19 protein-coding genes are annotated in these 21,491 nt (G+C 69.9%); 16 read left to right on the forward strand and 3 right to left on the reverse strand.

The window, feature by feature from the left end:
- Positions 1-17 precede the first annotated feature (17 nt).
- Together ACYSUO_RS06830 and ACYSUO_RS06835 are read right to left on the reverse strand one after the other, a co-directional pair.
- Positions 18-425, reverse strand: coding sequence for a GNAT family N-acetyltransferase (locus tag ACYSUO_RS06830; RefSeq protein WP_461775095.1), 408 nt, complete (start codon positions 423-425; stop codon positions 18-20).
- Positions 422-952 carry a carboxymuconolactone decarboxylase family protein gene (locus ACYSUO_RS06835; protein ID WP_461775096.1) on the reverse strand — a complete coding sequence of 177 codons (531 nt, stop codon included), beginning with the start codon at positions 950-952 and terminating at the stop codon, positions 422-424. The genes ACYSUO_RS06830 and ACYSUO_RS06835 overlap by 4 nt, the downstream gene beginning before the upstream one ends.
- Positions 953-1,099: 147 nt before the next feature.
- On the opposite strand from ACYSUO_RS06835, the gene ACYSUO_RS06840 reads away from it, so the two are divergent.
- The 15 genes from ACYSUO_RS06840 (at position 1,100) to ACYSUO_RS06910 (ending at position 19,963) form a co-directional block, all read left to right on the forward strand.
- Positions 1,100-2,089: a pirin family protein gene (locus ACYSUO_RS06840; RefSeq protein WP_461775097.1), complete on the forward strand. Its 990-nt coding sequence runs from the start codon at positions 1,100-1,102 to the stop codon at positions 2,087-2,089.
- Positions 2,090-2,202: 113 nt separating this feature from the next.
- Entirely contained in the window at positions 2,203-2,541 is a 339-nt protein-coding gene (locus ACYSUO_RS06845) for a GNAT family N-acetyltransferase (protein WP_461775098.1), read from the forward strand.
- Positions 2,542-2,603: 62 nt separating this feature from the next.
- Positions 2,604-3,635: an NADPH:quinone reductase gene (locus ACYSUO_RS06850; RefSeq protein WP_461775099.1), complete on the forward strand. Its 1,032-nt coding sequence runs from the start codon at positions 2,604-2,606 to the stop codon at positions 3,633-3,635.
- Positions 3,636-3,829: 194 nt separating this feature from the next.
- The gene (locus tag ACYSUO_RS06855) at positions 3,830-4,777 is read left to right on the forward strand and encodes an alpha/beta fold hydrolase (RefSeq protein WP_461775100.1); all 948 of its coding nucleotides are present in this window, start codon (positions 3,830-3,832) and stop codon (positions 4,775-4,777) included.
- A gap of 134 nt (positions 4,778-4,911) precedes the next feature.
- Complete coding sequence (locus ACYSUO_RS06860; protein WP_461775101.1) at positions 4,912-6,090, forward strand: sensor histidine kinase; 1,179 nt, start codon at positions 4,912-4,914, stop codon at positions 6,088-6,090.
- Positions 6,087-6,746 carry a response regulator gene (locus ACYSUO_RS06865; RefSeq protein WP_461775102.1) on the forward strand — a complete coding sequence of 220 codons (660 nt, stop codon included), beginning with the start codon at positions 6,087-6,089 and terminating at the stop codon, positions 6,744-6,746. Before ACYSUO_RS06860 ends, ACYSUO_RS06865 begins: the two co-directional genes overlap by 4 nt.
- Positions 6,747-6,856: 110 nt before the next feature.
- Positions 6,857-7,396 carry an ArsR/SmtB family transcription factor gene (locus ACYSUO_RS06870; protein WP_461775103.1) on the forward strand — a complete coding sequence of 180 codons (540 nt, stop codon included), beginning with the start codon at positions 6,857-6,859 and terminating at the stop codon, positions 7,394-7,396.
- On the forward strand, positions 7,393-8,679 hold the full coding sequence (locus ACYSUO_RS06875; protein WP_461775104.1) for an MFS transporter: 1,287 nt from the start codon (positions 7,393-7,395) through the stop codon (positions 8,677-8,679). The genes ACYSUO_RS06870 and ACYSUO_RS06875 overlap by 4 nt, the downstream gene beginning before the upstream one ends.
- A 430-nt stretch (positions 8,680-9,109) precedes the next feature.
- Complete coding sequence (locus ACYSUO_RS06880; protein WP_461775105.1) at positions 9,110-11,338, forward strand: bifunctional glycosyltransferase/CDP-glycerol:glycerophosphate glycerophosphotransferase; 2,229 nt, start codon at positions 9,110-9,112, stop codon at positions 11,336-11,338.
- A gap of 57 nt (positions 11,339-11,395) precedes the next feature.
- Entirely contained in the window at positions 11,396-13,636 is a 2,241-nt protein-coding gene (locus ACYSUO_RS06885; RefSeq protein ID WP_461775106.1) for a bifunctional glycosyltransferase/CDP-glycerol:glycerophosphate glycerophosphotransferase, read from the forward strand.
- Between the two features lie 13 nt (positions 13,637-13,649).
- Positions 13,650-15,233, forward strand: a complete 1,584-nt coding sequence (locus ACYSUO_RS06890) for a hypothetical protein (RefSeq protein ID WP_461775107.1) — start codon at positions 13,650-13,652, stop codon at positions 15,231-15,233.
- A gap of 2 nt (positions 15,234-15,235) precedes the next feature.
- Positions 15,236-16,753, forward strand: coding sequence for a hypothetical protein (locus tag ACYSUO_RS06895; protein WP_461775108.1), 1,518 nt, complete (start codon positions 15,236-15,238; stop codon positions 16,751-16,753).
- A gap of 41 nt (positions 16,754-16,794) precedes the next feature.
- Entirely contained in the window at positions 16,795-18,813 is a 2,019-nt protein-coding gene (locus tag ACYSUO_RS06900) for a N,N-dimethylformamidase beta subunit family domain-containing protein (protein WP_461775174.1), read from the forward strand.
- A gap of 45 nt (positions 18,814-18,858) precedes the next feature.
- Positions 18,859-19,284 carry a hypothetical protein gene (locus ACYSUO_RS06905; RefSeq protein WP_461775109.1) on the forward strand — a complete coding sequence of 142 codons (426 nt, stop codon included), beginning with the start codon at positions 18,859-18,861 and terminating at the stop codon, positions 19,282-19,284.
- Between the two features lie 55 nt (positions 19,285-19,339).
- Positions 19,340-19,963: an acyltransferase gene (locus ACYSUO_RS06910; RefSeq protein WP_461775110.1), complete on the forward strand. Its 624-nt coding sequence runs from the start codon at positions 19,340-19,342 to the stop codon at positions 19,961-19,963.
- 1 nt (position 19,964) lies between these two features.
- Here the strand turns inward: ACYSUO_RS06910 and ACYSUO_RS06915 are convergent, their stop codons facing one another.
- Complete coding sequence (locus ACYSUO_RS06915; RefSeq protein ID WP_461775111.1) at positions 19,965-20,996, reverse strand: glycosyltransferase family 2 protein; 1,032 nt, start codon at positions 20,994-20,996, stop codon at positions 19,965-19,967.
- Between the two features lie 98 nt (positions 20,997-21,094).
- Between ACYSUO_RS06915 and ACYSUO_RS06920 the strand changes: the two genes are divergently transcribed.
- Positions 21,095-21,487, forward strand: a complete 393-nt coding sequence (locus tag ACYSUO_RS06920) for a GtrA family protein (protein ID WP_461775112.1) — start codon at positions 21,095-21,097, stop codon at positions 21,485-21,487.
- Positions 21,488-21,491 lie beyond the last annotated feature (4 nt).

Genomic DNA, 21,491 nt, shown 5'->3' on the forward strand with positions numbered 1-21,491 from the left:
GGAGCGCCCCCGGTCGGTCAGTCCTCGACCTTGCTGCGGCTCTGGTAGGCGAGGTCCTGGTAGTCGGGGTGCCGGGCCATCCAACCGGTGATGAACGGGCACACGGCGAGGACCCTGAGCCCGTCCGCCCGCGCGGCATCCAGGGCCGCGCGCGCCAGCGCCGAACCGACACCCTGCCCGTTGTACTCCGGGTCCACCTCGGTGTGGGTGAAGACGACGAGCCCGCTCTCCTTGGTGCGCATGTACTCGGCGATTCCCGCACGCCGCCCGTCGATTCGGGCCTCGTAGCGGTTGTCGTCGGGGGAGTCGGTGATCTCGATGGCCATCGTGGGCCTCCATGTCCTGCTGCCGGACGCGCTGCACGTGCTGCCGACTGCTGTGTGGGTTGTGTGCGTAGTTTGGCGCAGTGGGGTCGGTCGGGTCACTGGACCGCCGGGTTCGGCATGGCGGCCCGGCGTACGGGGTGCTTGCTGAGGATGGAGACCCGGTTGAAGGCGTTGATGGAGATCGACGCCCAGATCGCGGCGGAGATCTCGGCGTCGTCGAACACCTCCCGGGCCGCGGCGTACGCCGACTCCTGGGCGGCGGCGTCGTCCGGGTGCGTGACGGCCTCGGCGAGGGCGAGTGCCGCCCGCTCCCGGTCGGTGAACACCTCCGTGTCCCGCCATCCCGGCAGCACCCCGAGGCGCAGCGGGGACTCACCGGCGTGCAGGGCGGCACGGGTGTGCGTGTTGAGACAGAAGGCGCACCCGTTGATCTGCGAGACGCGAATGTTGACCAACTCCAGCAGGGTGGGCTCCAGACCGGCCGCGGCGGCTTCGGCGCGAACCGCCTCGGCGGCGTGGCGGAAGGCCCCGTACGAGTCCGGCGACTGCTTGTCGATGAAGACCCGGCGCCGGTCCTGCGTGCCCGTGGTGGGTGCTGCCGTGCTGCTCACTGCTGTGGTGCTCACTGTGGAGCCCTCCCTCGTTCGTGGCCGCCGGTCGGCAGTGGCGGCCCACGCCAATATAGTTTACTGTTCAATCACCCTGCGCCGGGGGAGATCGACAGGGAAGATCGACAACGCGACAGGGAACATCGACAAAGGGGGAGGAGCACCATGGCCGCATACGAGCAGACGCCGGACGAGACCCGCCGCGCGCCCGTGACGCCACATCAAAACACAGCCGAGACCGGGCAGGTTGAGCTACTGGGGGCTCGCGAGGTGCCGCTCGGCGGTCCGCGGGCGATGACCGTACGGCGCACCCTTCCGCAGAGGGAGCGGAGCCTGATCGGCGCGTGGTGCTTCGCCGACCACTACGGGCCCGATGCCGTCTCCGCCACCGGCGGAATGGATGTCGCGCCGCATCCGCACATCGGCCTGCAGACGGCGAGTTGGCTGTTCGACGGCGAGATCGAGCACCGCGACAGCCTGGGCACGCACGCCATGGTGCGACCCGGCGAGCTGAACCTGATGACCGCCGGGCGCGGCATCAGCCACTCCGAGGTCTCCACCCCGGACACCACCGTCCTGCGCGGCATCCAGCTCTGGATCGCGCTCCCGGACGAGCACCGCGACGTCGCGCCCGCCTTCCGGCACCACGCACCCGCCACCATCGCCCTGGACGGCGCGGAGGCCAGGGTCTTCCTCGGCACACTGGCCGGAGTCACCTCCCCGGTCCCCACGTACTCCCCGCTGCTCGGCGCGGAACTCGTGCTCGAACCGGGCGCGCACACCACCCTCGCGGTGGACCCGGCCTTCGAACACGGCGTCCTGGTCGACGAAGGGGCCGTCCGGGTCGAGGACACCCTCGTACCGTACGCGGAGCTGGGCTACCTGGCCCCGGGCAGAGACACGATCACCCTCACCAACGAGACGAGCGGCCCGACGCGGCTTCTGCTGCTGGGCGGTACACCGTTCGGCGAAGAGATCGTGATGTGGTGGAACTTCATCGGCCGGAGCCACGAGGACGTCGTCGCGGCCCGGGCGGAGTGGGAGGCCGCCGCGGAACGCTTCGGCACGGTCTCCGGCTACCCCGGCAACCGCCTGTCGGCCCCCGAACTGCCCAACAGCAGGCTGAAGTCACGCGGCAACCGCTCACCGCACTGACGGCGTCGAAACACACCAACACACCAAAGCGCCGACACCCCAAGGCCCAAGGTCCAGGGCGCCAGGCCATCCCGCACGACACCACGACACCACGACACAAGGAGACAAGAGCCATGACATCCGCCACCACTCCGGTCGTCGAACACCGCCCCGACGAGCAGCGCTACGTCATCACGGTCGACGGCGAACAGGCCGGTCTCACCGAGTACCGCGACCGCGACGAGCAGCGGGTCTTCTTCCACACCGAGGTCGACGACCGCTTCGCCGGCCAGGGCCTCGCCTCGACGCTGGTGACCGAGGCCCTGGCCGACGTCCGCGCCGCCGGCAAGCGCGTGGTCCCGGTCTGCCCCTACTGGGCCAAGTACGTCAAGAAGCGCGAGCAGGAGACGGCCGACGTCGTCGACCCGGTGACCCCGGAGATCCTCGCGTGGCTGCCAAGCCGGATCGGCTGAACGGGGACGGTCCCTTCCCGCCCACCGGGAATACGACAAGTCCAGTAGTGATTGGCCAGAACATGAAGGCCATCGTGTACAGCAGCAACGGCGACTCCGAGGTTCTGAAGGTGGAGGAGCGCCCTGTCCCCGAACCGGGGCCCGGCGAGGTCCGGGTCGAGGTCCATGTGTCGGGGGTCAACCCCACGGACTGGAAGGTCCGGGCAGGGGTGTCCGGCCAGCTCGGGGACGGCGAGAGTCAGGTGCCCAACCAGGACGGTGCGGGCCGGATCGACGCGGTCGGCGCGGGAGTCGACCCCGCGCGGATCGGTGAGCGGGTGTGGCTGTATCTGTCCGCGGCCGGGCGCCCCGACGGCGGCACGGCCCAGGAGTACCTGACGATCCCGGCCGAGCGGGCGGTGACGCTCCCGGACAACGCGGGCTACGACCTGGGCGCGGCGCTCGGCGTCCCGGCGCTCACCGCCCACCGCGCCCTGACCCTCGCCGCCGACGGCCCGAACCGGTTGGCGCCCGGCGCCCTTGCCGGGTGGACGGTGCTGATCGCCGGGGGAGCGGGCGCGGTCGGCAACGCGGCGATCCAGCTGGCCCGCTGGGCCGGGGCGACGGTCGTCACGACCATCAGCTCCCCGGAGAAGGCCGACCTGGCGAAGTCCGCGGGCGCCCACCACATCGTCAACTACCGTACGCAGGACGCAGCCAAGGTCATCCTCGACCTGGCACCGGACGGGGTCGACCTCGTCGCCGAAGTCGCCCCGGCGGTCAACGCCGAACTGAACCTGGCGGTCACCAGGAACAACGCGACGATCGCCTTCTACGCCAACAACGGCGGCGACGAACTCCGACTGCCGCTCCGCGCGACCTTCGGCCGGAACCTGGACTGGCACGGCCTGTCCCTCTACACGGTCCCGGCCGAATCGATGCGCGACGGCGTGGCCGCCGTGTCCGAGGCCGTCGCCGCGGGTGCGCTGCGGGCCGGTGAGGCGTCCGGCCTGCCGCTCGTCCGCTTCCCGTTGGACCAGACGGCGCAGGCACACGAGGCCGTCGAGGGCGGCGCGGTGGGGAAGGTCCTCATCGACGTCAGGGCGGGCGAGTAGGGGCGGAACCTGCGGGTGCGATTGAGTGAGGGACGGCGCCCCCAGAGGTGGGCGCCGTCCCCCGCGAGAGCTACAACCAAGTGGGCTCCGTGGGGTGACGATCGAGGGCCGTCGGCTCCGTAGCGTTCGTGCGGTCGGCGTGACATCAACGCCGGATCTCTCCCACACTTTCGCTCGCCATCCTGGAGGCCCCCGTGAACCGTTCGATCAAGGTGGCTGCCGCTGCCGTCATGTTCTGCGCGGCCGGTGCCGTGGCCGGTGGGGGCATCGTCGGGTACGGGAGCGTCGGCGCCGAGGCGCAGTCGTTGTCGGCGTCCATTACGGATGCGGTGCAGGGCGAGGAAGGCCAGGGCAAGGGGGAGTCCAGTGGCAAGGACTCGTTCCTGGGTACCAAAAAGGTCCGTGTCAACGGTCATTCGGTCAACGTCTCGTGTTCCGGGCGTGCCACGGGGCGTACGCCCATCGTGATGCTGATGGCCGGCGGGGGAGACGGGCTGGACACGATGGCCGGTCTGCAGAAGACCTTGAGCAAGAAGGCTCGGGTCTGCTCCTACGACCGGCTCGGCGAGGGCAAGAGTGACAAGCCGAAGGGCACCCAGACCATCGACGACACCGGCAAGATTCTGACGGGCGTGCTCGACCGGGTCGTCGGGGACGGCCCGGTCGTCCTCGCCGGTCACTCCATGGGCGGGTTCATCGCGGCCCGGTACGCCCCTGATCACCGGGACCGGGTCAAGGGGCTGGTCCTGTTGGACGCCACGATCCCGGCTCTGACCGCCGGCATCAACAAGGCGATCCCCGCCTCGGCCACCGGCGCCGCAGCCGAACTGCGTGACCAGACCATCGCGGTGAACATGGGGCAGAACCCGGAGAAGTTCGTGATCGACGATGGCGAGGTGCGCTCCGCGGGCAGCATTCCGGTGCGGATCGTCAAGCACGAGTCCCAGTACTCCGAGGTCCCCGAGTACGGTCCCGCCCTGGAGCGGATGTGGGCCGGCGGCCAACGCGAGTGGCTCGCGCTCTCCCCGCGCAGCAGCATCAGCACCGCCGCCGGAAGCGGCCACTACATCCACGTCGACCGACCTGACCTCGCCGTCAAGGCCGTCCAGCGTGTCACCGCGCAGGCCGCGGCTCACCAATAGGCGCCTGTGCGCACCTGTAGGCAACTCGGCCTCGGAGGAGTGGACATGAGGCTTGTCCGGCAACTGACGGCGGTCATCACCGTCGCGTTCAACGGCGCCCAGGTGCGCGCGGACCCCGCGCCTACACTCTCCCGGTGAGCACTCCTCGGTGGGTCCCGGAGCAGTGGCGCCGGGTCGGGCCCGCGGTCTGGTATCCCGTGCTCGGTGTGCTGTTCCTGGCGGCGTCGTTCGTGCCGGAGCTGCACAGCCAGGGGACGGTGCTCGGCAGTGTGCCGAACCGGCCGTTCGACGCGCTGGCCGTCGTGGCGATCGCCCTTCAGGCCCTGCCGCTGCTGGTGTGCCGACGGTGGCCGGTGACCTGCCTCGCCGTGGTGTCACTCGGCTTCGCCGTCGACCAACTCCGCGGCTACCACACCTTTGCGGGCAGCGCGCTGCCCATCGCCCTGCTGACCGTCGCGTCCCGGCTGGACAGTCGCCGTCGCGTCACCGTGGTCTGCTGCTCCGCGGCGTTCGTCCTGCTGTCGGTCGCCATCCACCGGCGGGGGCCGGGCGATCCGCTCGTCGAGTTCGTGCTGTTCTATCTGGCACTGGTCCTCGCGTGGGGGATTGGTGTGTGGATGCGCGCCGGCCGGCTCGCGGAGGTCGAACGCCGTCGCCGTGTCGCCGAGGAGACCCTGCTCGCCGAACGGACCCGTATCGCCCGTGAACTCCACGACGTGGTCACCCATCATGTGACGGCGATGGTCGTGCAGGCGGAGGCCGCGCGCTATCTGACCGCCGCCCCCGAGCGTCTCGACCAGACCCTGGCCGCCGTCAGTGACACCGGCCGGCGGGCCATCACCGATCTGCGGCACCTGCTCGACCTGCTCAATCCCGACCACGGCACCGAGACCGACGGCGGCGCGGGCGCCGAGCCCAGGACGCCGACCGTCGGCAGGCTCCTCACCCTCGTCGAGCAGACCCGCAGGGCCGGGCAGCCGGTGGAGTTCACCGAGGAGGGCACGCCCGCCGAATCGACCGGCAGCGCCGACCTCGTCGCCTACCGGATCGTGCAGGAGGCCCTGACGAACGCGCTCAAGTACGCTCACGGCAGGCGTACTTGGGTCCAGGTGAAGCACGGGGGAAGGGCCATCACCGTGGAGGTCGGCACGGACGGTCGTGGATCGTCGAACGCATCCCCGGGAAGGGGCGGCCGCGGTCTGGCCGGGCTCCGCGAGCGGGTCGACGTCCTGGGCGGAGAGTTCAGCGCGCACCCGCAGTCGGGCGGCGGCTTCGTCGTACGGGCCCGGATACCCGGCGGGAGCGCCTCGTGACCGAGCCCCTCCGCGTACTGGTCTGCGATGACCAAGTACTGGTCCGCACCGGCCTGGTGACCATCATCGACGCCCAGCCCGACCTGGAGGTGGTGGGCGAGTGCGGAGACGGCAAGACGGCCGTCGACCTCGCCGAACGACTGCGTCCCGACGTCGTGTTGATGGACGTACGCATGCCGGTGCTCGACGGCATCGAGGCGACCCGGCGACTCGCCGGTTCCGGTGTGCGGCATCCCGTCAGGGTGCTCGTCGTCACCACGTTCAACCTGGACGAATACGTCTACGAGGCGCTGCGCGCCGGGGCGAGCGGCTTCCTCCTCAAGGACGCGCCGCCGGCCCAACTGCTCCTGGGGATAAGGACCGTGGCCACCGGCGCGGCCCTCCTCGACCCCGAGGTGACACGTCGGCTCGTGGGCAGATACGCCGCCAGGATCCGGCCCGCCGAGGACGCCACGCCCGACACCCCGCTGACACCGCGCGAACTTGAGGTCCTGCTCCTCATCGCGGACGGCCTGTCCAACAGCGAGATCGCCGCGGCCCTCCTGCTGAGCCAGGAGACCGTCAAGACCTTCGTCTCCCGCATCCTCGCCAAACTCGGTCTCCGCGACCGCGTCCAGGCGGTCGTCCATGCCTACCGCCGGGGACTGGTGACCTGAGACGACGGCGCGGAGGCGGGGGGTGCGGGGCCCGCGCGCCGGACAGCGGATTTCGGAAGCCGTGCGCAAACCCCTTGCCCAATGGTCAAGAAACGTTGACCATTGCTCGCATGCCTGCCGACGATGCTGCCGAGACCATCCACGTCACCACTGACGACCAGCTGCGCGCCGTCTCCAATCGCACGCGGCACCGGATCATGGCCGTGCTCCGCTTCGAGCCTGCGACGATCACACAGATCGCCGAACGGGTCGGCCTCGCGAAGGGAAGTTCCAGCTACCACGTGCGGCTGCTGGAGCGGGCCGGGCTGGTCAAGGTGGTGCGGACGCGGAAGGTACGAGGGGTCACCGAGCGGTACTACGCGATGGCCGCGCGGTCGATCGTGCTGCCGGATCCGGGCCAGGGAGGCCCGGATGTGCTGATGCGGCATGCGGTGGCGGATCTGGAGGCGTCGCCGGCGGATGGCGAGCGGCACGTTCGGATGGCGCATCTGCGGCTCACCGACGAGCAGTTCGCGGAGCTGGGGGCGCGGCTCGAGGCGCTCGCGGACGAGTACCGGGAGCTGTCCGATCCGTCGCTGCCGGACGCGTCGCTCGTCTTCGCACTGTTCCACCCCGCATCGGGCGAGCGGGCCGAGGGGGGCGCCAAATGACCTCAGGTATAGGGAAGTTGCCGACCGGGTTCGGGCGGCTGTGGACCGCGCAGACGGTGTCCTCCCTCGGTGACGGGGTGTCACATGCCGCGCTGCCGCTGCTCGCGCTGACGTTGACACGGGACCCGATGGCGCTCGCCGTCGTCACGGCCGCGGGCACGCTGCCGTGGCTGCTCTTCGGGGTGCTCGGCGGTGCGCTGGTCGACCGCTGGGACCGTCGGCGCACCATGTGGGTCACGGACGCGGCGCGTGCCGCGCTGCTGGCGATACCGGCGGCAGCGGCGGCGTTCGACGTGCTGAGCATTCCGCTGCTCGCGGCCGTCGCCTTCCTGCTCGGCCTCGGTGGACTCTTCTTCGACACGGCCGCCACGGCCTATCTGCCGGATCTGCTCGGCCGCGACCCCGCGCTCCTGGAGCGCGCCAACTCCCGTTTGCGCGGCGCCCAGACGGCCATGTCCGGCTTCGCGGGGCCGCCTGCGGGCAGTGCGTTGCTCGCGCTCGGACGGGCGGTTCCGCTGCTCGCCGACGCGGTGTCGTTCCTGCTCTCCGCATTGCTCGTACGGTCGCTGCCTGCCATGCCCCGGCCCGTGCCCGAGGTCCGGGAGTCGCTGCTTCGGCAGGCGCGGGCCGGGGCTTCGTACGTCTTCCGGGATCGGGTGCTGCTCGGGCTCGCGCTCCGCCCGGCGGTCGGGAACGTCGCCTTCCTCGCCGTGGAGACCGTGCTCGCGCTCTTCGCGCACGACCGCCTCGGCATGGACACCTACGGCTTCGGCCTGCTCCTCACGGCTGAGGCCACCGGCGGTCTGCTCGGTGCGGGCATCGCCTCCCGCCTCGGCCGACGACTCGGCACCGGCACCGCACTGACCTGCACGGCCGCCGTCGAAGGGTTCGCCATCCTGGTCCTGGCCGCCGCCCCGAACCCGTACGTGGCCGGACTGGCGCTCGCCGTCTGCGGGGCCGGCATGGGCGCCACCATGGTGCTCGGGCCCTCCCTCCGCCAGACCATCGTCCCGGCCCACCTGATGGGCCGGGTCGCCTCCACGTCCCGCATGCTGGCCATGTGCGCCGCCCCTGTCGGGGCCTTCCTCGGCGGCTGGCTGGCCACCACCTACGACGTCCGCACCCCGCTCTACGCCGCCGCCGGCCTCCTCCTGACGATGACGGCCGTCACGGCGTCCATGACCAGCAACCACCGGGTCGAGGCGGCGCTGCGTGCTGCCGCTCGGGCCGACGGACCGGCTCACCCGGCGTCCAACGTCGCGGGAATGCAACCGCCTCGATAATTTCATCCGCGTTCATTTGGCTCAGCCGGTTCCCCCATATGCCGCACCCCGCGTAACCCACCCAAAACATGGCCGTTTTCACGCAATACGCGAATGACGACCCATGGAAACGCATTGCCACGGTTCAGTGTGATCATCCCCGCCCATCGGGTGCGGGCATATCGCGGTCGACGGCGGCTCATCGGACGCCAGTGGAGCGATTGTCGACGAATTCGCGGCCCCCGCCCCGCGGGTCGGCGCCGTCCGCCTGAGGGGGTACACCACACTCGCTCACGGCTGTCCACGCAACGACATCCGCGCCCCGCACGCCGCCAGGGACCGCCGTCGGGGGAGCGACGGTCGGCGCCCGCACCTGGCCCGCGGCAGGAACCGGGGCCCAGCGCAACGCTGCCCACCGGCGCCGCCTGAAAGCCGATCGAAGGAGTGTGTGTTGCCCCGCTTCAGTGTCGTTGTTCCGGCCCACGAGGGGCCGGGGCGGCTGCCCGACTGTCTCGATTCGGTGCTCGGTCAGGCCTTCGCCGACCTCGAGTTGATCGCCGTGGTCGGAGCACCGGAAGGGCTGTGCGCGTCCATCGCGGGCGAATTCGCGGACCGCGATACGCGGCTCAAGGTGGTGCACTCCGAGCCGGATCAAGGGCTGCCGGGCGCACGGAACGCCGGGATCGCGGTCGCCGAGGGCGAATTCCTGCTCTTTCTCGACGGCGACGACACGCTGGTGCCGGGTGCGCTGGGAATTCTCGACGCGCGGCTCGCCGAGTGCGACGAACCCGATCTGCTGCTCTTCGACCACGAGCGGGTGCACTGGTTCGACGGCGGCACCGGACCGGCGCTGGGGCGGCTGTGGCCCGACGCGCCGACCGGTGCCTTCTCGGTGGAACAGCACCCCGCGCTGCCCGACGCATGGGTGCCGGCGTGGAGCGCGGCCTACCGGCGCGACGTCGTGGCCCGGCACCAACTGGCCTTCGTACCCGGCATGTTCACCGACACGGTGTGGAGCGTCGTCGCCGCGCTCCGGGCCCGGCGGATCGCGGTGCTCGACCGGATCTGCGTACGCCATCTGCTGCGCCGCCAGGGCAGCCGGAACCACCTGCCCGGACTCCACCACATGGACCTGCTCGACCAGTTCGACCTGGTGATGCGCCGGGCGGCCGAGCTGACGACCGACCCGGTGCTGCTCGACAGGGTCTTCCACCAGATGGTGGGCAAGGTGCTCAAGACCGCCGCGACTCCCGGTCGGCTGCCGACCCCGGCGGTGCGCCGACAGTACTTCCGGCAGGCCACCCGCCTCTACCGCCGGCACCGTCCGGCGGGCAGCCGACGGCCCGGGGGCAGTGTGGGCCTGCAACATGCCCTGCTGGCTTCCGGCTCCTACGTGGCATTCAGCGCGCTGCGGGGCACCAAGCGCCTGGCCGGCAAGGGGATCCGGCTCGGCCGACGCCGGTTGAGGCGGCTGCGCAAGCGCATCGGCAACCCGTACCGGACCTTCCTCAGGCGGCCCATCGACGAGAACCTCGCCGTCTTCTCCTCCTACTGGGGCCGCGGCTACGCCTGCAACCCCGCCGCCATCCACGCGGCCGCACGGCGCCTGGCCCCGCACATCAAACCGGTCTTCCTGGTGACCAAGGACCACACGGGAAGCCTTCCCGACGACGTGGAGCGTGTCGTGATCGGCAGCGCCCGCTACTGGGAGGTCATGGCCACCGCCAAGTACACCTTCAACAACGTCAACTTCGAGATGGCGGTCAAGAAGCGCCCCGGCACCGTCCATGTGCAGACCCAGCACGGCACCCCCCTCAAGTGCATGGGCGTGGACCTGGTGGAGTACCCGGCCGCGGCCGCCGCGGCCGGATCGCTCGGCAAGCTGCTCCAACGCGTGGACCGCTGGGACTTCAACGTCTCCTCGAACCGTCACTCCACCGAGGTCTGGGAGCGGGCCTACCCGGGCGCGTACGAGAGCCTGGACGTGGGCTATCCGCGCAATGACGCGTTCTACACGTCGACGGCCGACGACGTCACCGCGATCCGGCGCCGCCTCGGCGTCCCGGACAACCGGGTGGCGGTGCTGTACGCGCCGACCCATCGCGACTACCGCACGGACTTCCTGCCCCAACTGGACCTCGCCGCGTTCTGCCGGGCGCTCGGCGACGACTTCGTCGTGCTGATGCGGGCCCACCATTCCTACGCGGGGGCCGCGGGCCTCGAAGGGATGCTGCGGTCCGGCCAGTTGATCGACGTGACGGAGCACCCTTCGCCCGACGAGGTGTGCCTCGCCGCGGACGCCCTGGTCACGGACTACTCGTCGATCATGTTCGACTACGCCAACCTCGACCGTCCCATCGTGGTGTACGCCGACGACTGGGACATCTATCGGGAGACGCGCGGCGTCTACTTCGACCTGCTCGCCGGGCCCCCGGGTCCGGTGGCCCGGACCCAGGACGAGCTGACGGAGATCTTTCGCGGCGGCCGGTGGCAGGACGAGGCCTCGGCCCAACTGCGCGAGGCGTTCCGCCGACGGTTCTGCGAGTTCGACGACGGCCTCGCCGCGGAGCGCGTGGTGCGCCGGGTGCTGCTCGGCGAGGCGGCGACGACGCTGCCGCCGATCGTTCCGCTGGGCGAGCGTGTGCCGGCCCCGGCCGCGGCCCGGGTCCCGCTCCTCTGACCCGCCACCTGTCCGCCGCGGACGCCCGCCCCCATCCCCACGACAAGGGAAGAGCCCGTGCCTCGTTTCAGCATCATCGTCCCCGTCCACAAGGTCCAGGGTTACCTGCGCACGTGCCTCGACTCGATCCTGACGCAGTCCTGCAGCGACCTCGAGGTCATCGCGGTCGACGACTGCTCGCCCGACAACTGCGGCGCGGTCATCGACGAGTACGCGGACCGCGACGCGCGGGTCCGCGCCGTGCATCTGACGGAGAACGTCGGCCTCGGCCGGGCACGCAACGCGGGGGTAGCCCACGCCACGGGTGACTATCTGCTCTTCCTCGACAGCGACGACAGCTACACGCCCGGGGCGCTGCAAGCCATCGACGAGCGGCTCACCGTCACCGACGACCCGGACATCCTCGTCTTCGACCATGTGCGCACGCACTGGTGGGGCCGGGGCGGCAGGAGCATGACGGCGGACCTGCTCGCGTCCGCGGGGACGGACACCTTCGACATCATGAGCAGTCCCCAGTACCTGCACCTGTTCCTGGTGGCCTGGAACAAGGCGTACCGCCGCGACTTCTTCACCGGGCACGGACTCACCTACCAAGAGGGGCTCTACGAGGACGCCCCGGTCACCTATCAGGCGCTCGCATGCGCTCGCCGCATCGCATGTCTGGACCGGGTGAGCGTCGAGTACCTGCAGCGCAGGAGTGGTGCCATCACCCGCACCCCGGGACGCCGGCACTTCGACATCTTCACCCAGTACGCGGGCCTTTTCGCGTTCCTCGACAGCCACCCGGAACTGCGGGAAGCGAGGCCGTACCTCTTCGAGCGGACGATCAACCACTTCCTGGCGACGCTGCCGCTCAGCGAGCGGGTCCTTCCCGAGGACCGGTCCGCGTTCCACCGCGAGACGGTGGACTTCTACCGGCGCTACAAGCCCGACGGCTTCACGCCGCCGGACGACGCCTACGGCACACAGTGGCGTCTGATCGCCGCCGCCCCCTACCCGGTCTTCCGGGCCTACATGCTGGCCGAGCGCATCGGCCGCGCCTCCCTCCGCAAGAAGCGCGAGCTGTCCAGCGCGGCCGGCCGACGGGCCAAGCGCCTCTACGCCGCCACCCAGCGCCGCCACCGCCTGGACCCCAACCTCGCCGTGTACTCGGCCGGTTGGCACCGCGGGGTGCTCGGCGACCCGGCGGCCATCCACGAAGCGGCCCGGCTCCTCGCTCCGCACATCGACGCGGTGTGGGTGGTGCGCCCGGACGCCGTGGCGCAGCTGCCCGGCGGCATCGACCACGTCACGCCGGACACACCTCGCTACCACCGGGTGACGAGCCGCGCCACGTACTTCGTCAACAACGTCAGTTGGACTCTCGGTCTGGTCAAGCGCCCCGGACAGATCCATGTCCACACCCACGAAGGCACCCCCCTGGGACACATGGGCGTCGACCGGCTCGGCCACCCGGCCGCCCGGCACCAGGTCAACGTCCGTGCGGAACTCAGGCGCGCGGACCGCTGGGACTTCAGCCTGGTCTCCAGCCCGTACGCGCAGCAGATCTGGGACCGCGCCTATCCCTGTCACTTCACCTCACTGCCGACCGGAGCCCCGCGCAACGACGTGCTGGTGCGGGGCGACCCGCTGCGCACGGTCGCCCTGCGCAAGCGGCTCGGTGTCCCCGACGGCAACACCGTGGTGCTCTACGCCCCGACGCGGCGCGAGCACCGCAGGTCGTACGTCCCGCGGCTCGACCTCGAACAGCTGGTGCGCGGGCTCGGCCCGACGGTCACCCTGCTCGTCCGGCTGCACCCGAAGGACGCACGGTCCGCGTACCGCGGACTGCAACTGCGCGACCTCCAGCGGCGCGGACTGCTCCTCGACGTCACCGACGAGCCCTCGGCCGTGGACATGATGCTCGTCTCCGACGCCCTGCTGACCGACTACTCGTCCCTGATGTTCGACTACGCCAACACCGACCGGCCGATCATCATCCACGGCGACGACTGGGAGGCGTACCGGGCGGCCCGCGGCGCCTACTTCGACGTACTGGCCGACCCGCCGGGTCATGTCACCACCAGCGTCGGGGAGTTGACGCGACTGTTCGCGTCCGGGGCCTGGCGGGACGCGCGCTCCGCCGCGCTGCGCGCCGACTTCCGCCGACGGTTCTGCGCCTACGACGACGGAGGCGCGGCCGCCCGGGTGGTCTCCCTGGTCATGCTCGGCCAGGAGCACCCGTCCGTCATCCCCCAGCAGGACACACCACCGCACCAAGGGGCCGCGCACCCCGCCCTTCCCGACGGCACACGCTGAGGAGAACTCCGCCATGTCAGACGCCCCGCACGGTCCCCGGCCCCGGGCCGCGACCGCGAAGGCCCAGGCCCTGTGGACGCGCGTCCCGCAGGACCTGCGGTTGCCGCTGGTCGTCTTCCTGGCCTGCCAGTCCTGCTATCTGCTGTGGTGGGCGGCCTTCTACCCAGGAATGATCGACTACGACGCGCTCGCCTACACCTGGCAGGTCACCACCGACCACTGGATCTCCAACCACTCGGTCCTCTACAACTCCCTGCTCTGGCTGAGCCTCAAGACCACCGGCGGGTTCGCGGCCCTGACGCTGTTCCAGACCCTCGCGATGTCCGCCGTGCTCGCCTACACGTGCGCGAGCCTGCGCACGGTGGGTGTCCGCGGACGATGGAGCGCGCCGGCGGCGCTGGCGTGCGCCCTGGCCCCGCCGCTCGCCTCGTTCACCGTCTACGTGGGAAAGGACGTGCCGTTCACGATCTGCGCGGTGCTCGTCTTCGCCGTCACGGCACGGCTGACGGGCCGAAGGCTGCACGGAAGCTGGGCAGGCCGCCTGCACCGCTCCGAGATCGTGCTGCTCTGCGTCGGCTTCCTCGGCATCGGCCTGTTCCGCAACAACGGTTTCCCCGTCGCCGTGATCGCCGCGCTGTGTCTGGTCGCGGCGCTGCCCGGTGCGCGGCGGCTGCTCGTCGCGCTGGTCGCCGCCACCACCGCCGTGACCCTGGCGCTGATGTTCGTGGTCTACGCGGCGGTCGGTGTCGAGAAGCCGCCCAAGACGCTCGTCTACAACCTCCACTACGCCGACCTGTCGGTGACGTATGCCAAGGCGCCCGAGCTGTTCACCAAGGACGATCTGCGGCTGATGTCCAAGGCCGCGCCGCTCTCGTCCTGGCGCGAGAACGGCGCGTCGTGCTTCGCCTCCGACCCGATGTACCGCAGCCTCAACCGACAGGTCACCGACCAACTCACCGAACCGCTCGTCCAGTTGTGGTGGCGCACCCTGCGCAAGGCGCCGCAGGACGTGATCGGCGCGCGGCTGTGCCGAGGGCACATCGCCTGGGCCGTCTTCCCCGGCCCGCAGGATCAGGGCGGCAGGACGTACAACCAGCTCAACCGCGTGGATCCGGTGTTCTACAAGTGGTACGAGGAGATGCGGACGAGCCCGTACAACGAGGCGGCTCAACCACGGCCGCTGTCCACGTCCCTCCACCACGTCGGGACCTTCGCGTACGAGGCCGCCCACACACCCCAACTGGAGTGGATCCTGTGGCGCGGCGCGATCTGGTCGTACGCCACCTACGTCCTCGTCGCGCGGTTCGCCCGCTCGCGCCGCTGCCGCCCGCTGTTCGCGCTCGCCGGTGTCACGTTCGGCACGCAGCTCACCGTCCTGGTCGCGACGCCCTCGCCGTGCTTCCGCTACATGGCGGCCCCCATCTTCATCGGCCTGCTGTGCCTGTCGCTCATCCCGGCGCTGCGCGGTGCGGCAGGCCCCGTCATTCCGCCCCGGACCTCCCGTGAGACACCGGCCGCCGCCCCACCGAAAGACGTGATCCCCGCCGCGTCGGACGCGCGGCTTCCTTCCGCGGCCCGCGCCGAGTATCCGGAGTGACCGTGGCCTCGACGGTACGGGCGCCGCGGCCGCGCGTACCGCCGGCGCTGCGCCTGCCCCTGGCCGTCTTCCTGCTCTGCCAGGCCTGCTACCTGTTCTGGTGGGCGGCCTTCCACCCGGGGCTGATGAGTGTGGACTCGGTGGTCCACACGTGGCAGGTCTCCACCGACCATTGGCGTTCGGACCACTCGGTGCTCTACAACGCCCTGCTCTGGCTGAGCTTCAGGACCACGGGCGACCTTGCGGCCCTGACGCTGTTCCAGACCCTCGCGATGTCCGCCGTCCTCGCCCACACCTGCGTGGGCCTGCGGACTCTGGGCGTACGGGGGCGGTGGAGCGCACCGGCCGCGGTGGCCTGCGCGGCGACTCCGCCCCTGGGGTCCTTCGTCGTCTTCGTGTGGAAGGACGTGCCGTTCACGATCTGCGCCCTGCTGGTGTTCGCCGTGTCGGTACGGCTGGTGGGACGGCGGGCGCACGGCACGTGGACCGGCCGGCCGCGGCGCTCGGAGCTCGTACTGCTCTGCGTCGGGCTGCTGGGTGTCGACCTCTTCCGCAACAACGGCTTCCCGGTGGCCCTGATCGCGGCCCTGGCACTGGTCCTGGCACTGCCCGGGGCCCGGCTCCTGATCGCAGGACTGGCCGCCGCGACCACCACCCTGACGCTGCTGCTCGCCCTGGTGATCTATCCGGCGGCCGGCATCGAGCAGCCGAACAAGGCGTTCCTCTACAACCTGAACTACGCCGACCTCGCCGTGACGTACGCGCGCACCCCCGCACGGTTCACCCCGGAGGATCGGCGGCTGATGGTCCGGGTGGCGCCGCTGTCGACCTGGCGCGCCGCCGGCACCAACTGCTACGCGTCCGACGTGCTCTACTACAACGCCGCGTGGAACCGGACCGAGGCCGACCGGCTCAGCGAACCGCTGGTGCGGCTGTGGTGGCGCACCCTGCGCGAGGCCCCGCAGCAGATCCTCGACGCACGTGTGTGCCGGGCCCACATCGCCTGGGGCGTCTTCCCCGGGCCGGAGAGCAAGGACGCCAGGACATGGACGTACGGCACATCGATCCCTGCCGACCTATGGGGCTACGGCCCGATCGAGGACAGCCCGTACCGTTCGCTGCTCAAGGCCCGACCGCTGTCGTCAACTCTCCACCAGGCAGCGACCTTTGGCCGCTCCGCCTTCGGCGTTCCCCAACTGGAGTGGCTCCTGTGGCGCGGCGCCACCTGGTGCTACGCCACCTACGTACTGGTCGCGCTGCTCGCCCGGGCACGCCGTCGACGTGTCCTGCTCGCCCTCGCCGCCGTCCCCCTCGGTGTGCAGCTCACCGTGCTCGCCGCCAATCCCGCACCGTGCTTTCGCTACATGGCCGCGCCCATGTTCATCGGAGTGCTCTGCCTTTCGCTGATCCCCGCCATTCGGCCCAAGCCCGCCGAACACCCCGATCGTGTTGATTCTTGCGCATGGGCACGTGACGCACAATCATCCCTGCTCACAACAGAGAATCCGGGAAGGCACTGAAACAGATGGCCTACGACCCGCAACAACGGTTCTTGAATCTGGTGCCCGGCGGCAACGGAATCATTTATGGGATTCAGGCGGACGGGAAGCTCTATTGGTATCGGCACACCAACTGGAGCACCGGCACCCCGGCGTCCTGGGCGAACTCCGGATCCGGCCGCGTCATCGGGAACGGCGGCTGGCAGAAGTTCCGTTCCGTCCTGGCCGCGGCGGACGGACAGCTCTTCGCGTTCCTGCCCAACGGTGACCTGCTCTGGTACCGGTACATCCTGTCCAACAGCTCCACCGGCGCCGGAAGCTGGCACTCGGCGAGCGGCACCCGGATCGGCACCCAGTGGAACTTCCCCCGGGTGATCGGCGGTTGGAACAACGTCTTCTACGCCCAGGAGGGCAACGGAGACCTGCGCTGGTACAAATACACCGGCACCAACGGCTCCTTCAAATGGGCGGCCAATTCCGGTGCCAGGATCGGTATGCAATGGCAGCCCTACACTCAGCTCTTCGCCGACCCCAACGGGGTGATTTACGGAACACGGCACGGCAGCGCGCTCAGTTGGTTCCGTTACCTCGGGACGGACGGAAGCTTCAAGTGGGCGAACGGTGGCGAGGCCGTCGACACCACCATTCTGGGACCGTTCGAGAGGGGACTCTTCTCCAACGGTTCCGGTGCCATCTACAAGATCCAGACGAACACGGCCAACCCGCCGGGGCCCGACAGCCGGCTCCAGTGGTACCGCCTGCTCAACTCCGAGACCGTGAACACCAGCGGCGTCCAATGGGCCGCCGGGTCCGGGACCGTGGTCGGTTCGGGCTTCACCCGCGAGGAATGCGCGGCGCTGCAGGGGTATCCGGCCTCGGTGTCCGCGCGGCAGGGCACGAGTCTCGGCGTCCACGTCTCGACGACCTTCCCGTCGTACACCTCCTCCACCGTGCGCCTCGCCCCGGCCACGGGCGCCCCCGTCGTCGTCACCCAACCCGCAAGCAGGACCGGGCGGTTCCAGCCGCTGCAGAGCGGATACCACAGCGCGGGATGCGGGTGGAGCCAGTCCTTCTCCGTCTCCGTGGGGACGGGGGCGAGCTGGCCCTCGGGCGTCTACGCCTCACAGTTGAAATCGCCCCAGGGCAAAGAGCACAACGTGATGTTCGTCGTGCGGCCCTCGACCCCGCAGCGGCAGATCGCCGTCCTGGTGCCCACCAACACGTACAACGCCTACAACTTCTGGGGCGGGCACAACCAGTACACGAGCGGCCAGGCCGGTGCCCAGCGCACCGTCTCCATGCGCCGCCCCAACATGGGCACCTCGTGGGACAACGTCTACCGGACGGCCCCCGGCATCATCGACCACCTGCTCCACAGCGACCTGAAGCTGCTTCGCTGGATGACCTCCAAGAACGTCTCCTACGACTGCTACGCCGACACCGACCTGCACGCGACGGGCTCCACCTGGCTGCGGACGCCCGCCCAGGGCGGCAACTACAAGGCGCTGGTCCTGACCACACACCCCGAGTACTTCTCGCAGGCCGCGCGGGACAACCTTGTCGCCTTCCAGAACAACGGCGGACGCATCATCTACCTGGGCGGCAACGGCATCTACGAACGGGTGCAGTACACGGCGGACGGCAACGCCGTCGTCTACCGGAAGGCCAACGGCAGCCGGGACGTCTACGCGGACTCCGGACAGTCCGAGGCACAGATCCTGGGTGTGGCCTACTACCAGCCGACGTACATGAGCTTCTCGCCGTACCAGGTGCGCGACACCGCCAACAATCCCTTCACGGAGGGCACCGGACTGAGCGAGGGAGACGTCTTCGGCAGCGTCTCCGACGCCATCGCCGCCAGCGGCTGGGAGGTCGACCGCCGGCCGGTCGCCGTGCCCGGTTCCGTGCTCGTCGCGGAAGGACTCAACAAGACGGGCGGCGCCGAAATGCTCTATGTCCCGCCCCTCGGCACCAAGGGCTGGGTGTTCTCGGCCGGTTCGCTGACCTTCACCGGCAGCGTCCCGAACGACACCGCGGTCCAAAAGATCCTGCAGAACGTCTTCACGCAAGCGGTGGCCTGATCCCCGTGACCCGGCCCGACCCACGCCCGACGGAGAGAAGAGAACATGAAGCAGATCTCACGACGCACCGTGCTCGCCGGCGCGGCGGCGTCGACGCTCGCGCTGGGTCTTCCCACAGCGGCCGCCGAAGCGGAGCCCGCGCGCGAGGAGCCGCCGCCCAGCAGCGTGTGCGGTGAGCTGGGCACCACGCGGGTCTGCGTCAACGCACGTGAGGTGCAGGACGTGACCGGTCTCCAGTACGTCATCACCAACGGCGGCGAGCAGGAGATGACCTACACGGTCTGGTACGTGGATGTGACCGGCGGGCCCGAGTCCGGCAAGGTCAAGGAAACGGTGGAGGCGGGAGGGATGGTCGTCGGCTACTTCTACGGCACCGTCCAGCACTCGTTCACGCTGCACCTGTGCGACGAGGCCGAGACGGAGTGCGTCGTCCTCGGGCCCGTCCGCGGCGCCTATCCGACGATCTGGTAGCGGCGGACGAGGGACGTTCCCGCACCCGGACGCCCGTCGGGTCGTTCCACAACACATGAAGCAGCGAAGTGAACTGTCACCCGAACCGGTCCGCACGGCAGCCGGGGCCCAGGTCGACGCGTCGGCCGCACTGGGCCCCGGCACTGCCGTGTGGGAGCTCGCCCAGATCCGTGAGCACGCCGTGCTCGGGGACAACTGCGTGGTGGGGCGGGGCGCCTATGTCGGCCCCGGCGTCCGGATCGGCGACGGGGTCAAGATTCAGAACCTCGCGCTCGTCTACGAGCCGGCGGAGCTCGGCGACGGAGTCTTCGTCGGTCCCGCCGTCGTTCTGACCAACGACCACAACCCGCGCTCGGTCGATCCCGAGGGGCGGCCCAAGGGGCGCGCCGACTGGGAGCCCGTGGGGGTCGTGGTCGCCGAGGGTGCCTCGCTCGGCGCGCGCTCGGTCTGCGTGGCTCCGGTCCGTGTGGGCCGCTGGGCCATGGTCGCCGCCGGCGCCACGGTGACGCGGGACGTGCCCGACTTCGCCCTCGTCGCCGGCGTCCCGGCCCGTCGCATCGGCTGGGTGGGCCGCGCCGGGCACCGGCTCCGTGAACTCCCCGATGCGCCCGGCGTGTGGGAGTGCCCGCACACCGGCGTGCTGCACACCGAGAAGGACGGCGTTCTCACGGAATCCTGATTCAAACAGGGCTGCCGATTGCGGCGGTGGCGGCGGTGGCGGCTGTGGCGGCCCGACGGTCCGGACTCTCCTGGATATCGAGCATGAGGGCGCCGATGAGGAAGTGAATTCCGGTGAGGATCGGCAGAGTTGCCAGCAGGACACTTCCCGCGCTGGCACTCGCGGGCCCGAGCGTGTGGAACAGCACCCAGGTGCTCGCCACGCCGCCGAAGGCGACCAGGGACATTCCCGCCAGGAGCAGCAGAGCGATCGGCGAGAAGGAGAAGACGACGTACTTCAGTACGACGCGCCGACCGATGCCACGCGTCAGCTGCGTCATCAGCGCGGGAATCACCTTGTGCATGCGCATCGTTGACACCTCGTTCCCGTAGACGGCGGGAATGGGGACGTCGCAGGCCGGGATGCGGAGGATGTTCAGGTTGATCAGCAGGTCGTTCTCGAACGAGTAGTCCTTGGCCACGCGGTCGAGGTTCAGCCTTTCCAGTGCTGTTCTGTGGATCGCGGTGTACCCGTTCTGAGGGTCGAACAGGTGCCAGTATCCGGACGCCAGCTTGGTCATGAACGAGAGAACGATGTTCCCGAGAATCCGGTGTTTCGGCATGCCCTGGTAGGAGTCGCGGGAGTAGAAGCGGTTGGCCTTGGTGAACAGCGCGGTCCCGTCGCAGATCGGGGCGAGCAGGGCAGGCAGGTAGGCCGGATCCATCTGCCCGTCACCGGCCATGACCACCGAGACGTCGCAGCCGAGGCGCAGCGCCTCCTGATGCCCGTCGCACACCGCTCCACCGACCCCGGTGTTGGTCTCGTGCCGGATGAGAACCATGCGCGGGTCCCCGGCGCCGGTCGCCTCGGAGGACGTCTCGTCGCTGCTGGCGTCGTCGACCACCACGATGTGGTCCACGAAATCGGGCATGGTCCTGATCGTTCGGGCGATCAGTTTTTCCTCGTTGTACGCCGGAACCACAACGGCGATTTTCGTGTTCTGATACACGAGGAAAAACCCTCTCACGGTTCTTTCCCGGAACCTGTCTGCCACGACGGCATCGAGCGCGGAGGAAGGTAACAGAAATCATTCGGAGGACATGGAATTCGGTACGCCGCCTCTCAGATGCCGGTGCGACGAGATTCCTCCTGGTGGGAGGGGTGTGCTACACCATCGATGTCGGAACGCTGGTCCTGTTCCACGGTGTACTCCATATGCCATTGGCCGTGGCCACCACCCTGGCGTTCGTCACCGTACTGGCGGTCAATTTCGGGTTGAACAGATCGTTCGTCTTCCGGAGTGGCGCGCTGGCCGGCCCGGCCTTTGCGAAATATCTCGCGCTCGTCGCACTGAACTACTGCGCAACCGTGGCCACGGTCACCGGGCTGACCGCTCTGGGCCTGGCGTACGTCGCGGCGAAGACGACGTCGACCGTCATCAACGCGGTGGCGAATTACGCCGCGTTCCGGTGGTGGGTCTTCAAGGAGCCCGCCGCACCGGTGGCCCAGAGCCCGGCCGAGGTCGAGCCGGTTCGGGAGTCGTAGCCGG

The sequence above is a fragment of the Streptomyces sp. UC4497 genome (genome assembly GCF_054871485.1).

Coding starts and splice junctions, on each gene's coding strand:
- ACYSUO_RS06905 (WP_461775109.1), top strand. CDS start 18,859: ATGAAGCAGATCTCACGACGCACCGTGCTCGCCGGCGCGGCGGCGTCG.
- ACYSUO_RS06910 (WP_461775110.1), top strand. CDS start 19,340: ATGAAGCAGCGAAGTGAACTGTCACCCGAACCGGTCCGCACGGCAGCC.
- ACYSUO_RS06840 (WP_461775097.1), top strand. CDS start 1,100: ATGGCCGCATACGAGCAGACGCCGGACGAGACCCGCCGCGCGCCCGTG.
- ACYSUO_RS06845 (WP_461775098.1), top strand. CDS start 2,203: ATGACATCCGCCACCACTCCGGTCGTCGAACACCGCCCCGACGAGCAG.
- ACYSUO_RS06890 (WP_461775107.1), top strand. CDS start 13,650: ATGTCAGACGCCCCGCACGGTCCCCGGCCCCGGGCCGCGACCGCGAAG.
- ACYSUO_RS06850 (WP_461775099.1), top strand. CDS start 2,604: ATGAAGGCCATCGTGTACAGCAGCAACGGCGACTCCGAGGTTCTGAAG.
- ACYSUO_RS06870 (WP_461775103.1), top strand. CDS start 6,857: ATGCCTGCCGACGATGCTGCCGAGACCATCCACGTCACCACTGACGAC.
- ACYSUO_RS06875 (WP_461775104.1), top strand. CDS start 7,393: ATGACCTCAGGTATAGGGAAGTTGCCGACCGGGTTCGGGCGGCTGTGG.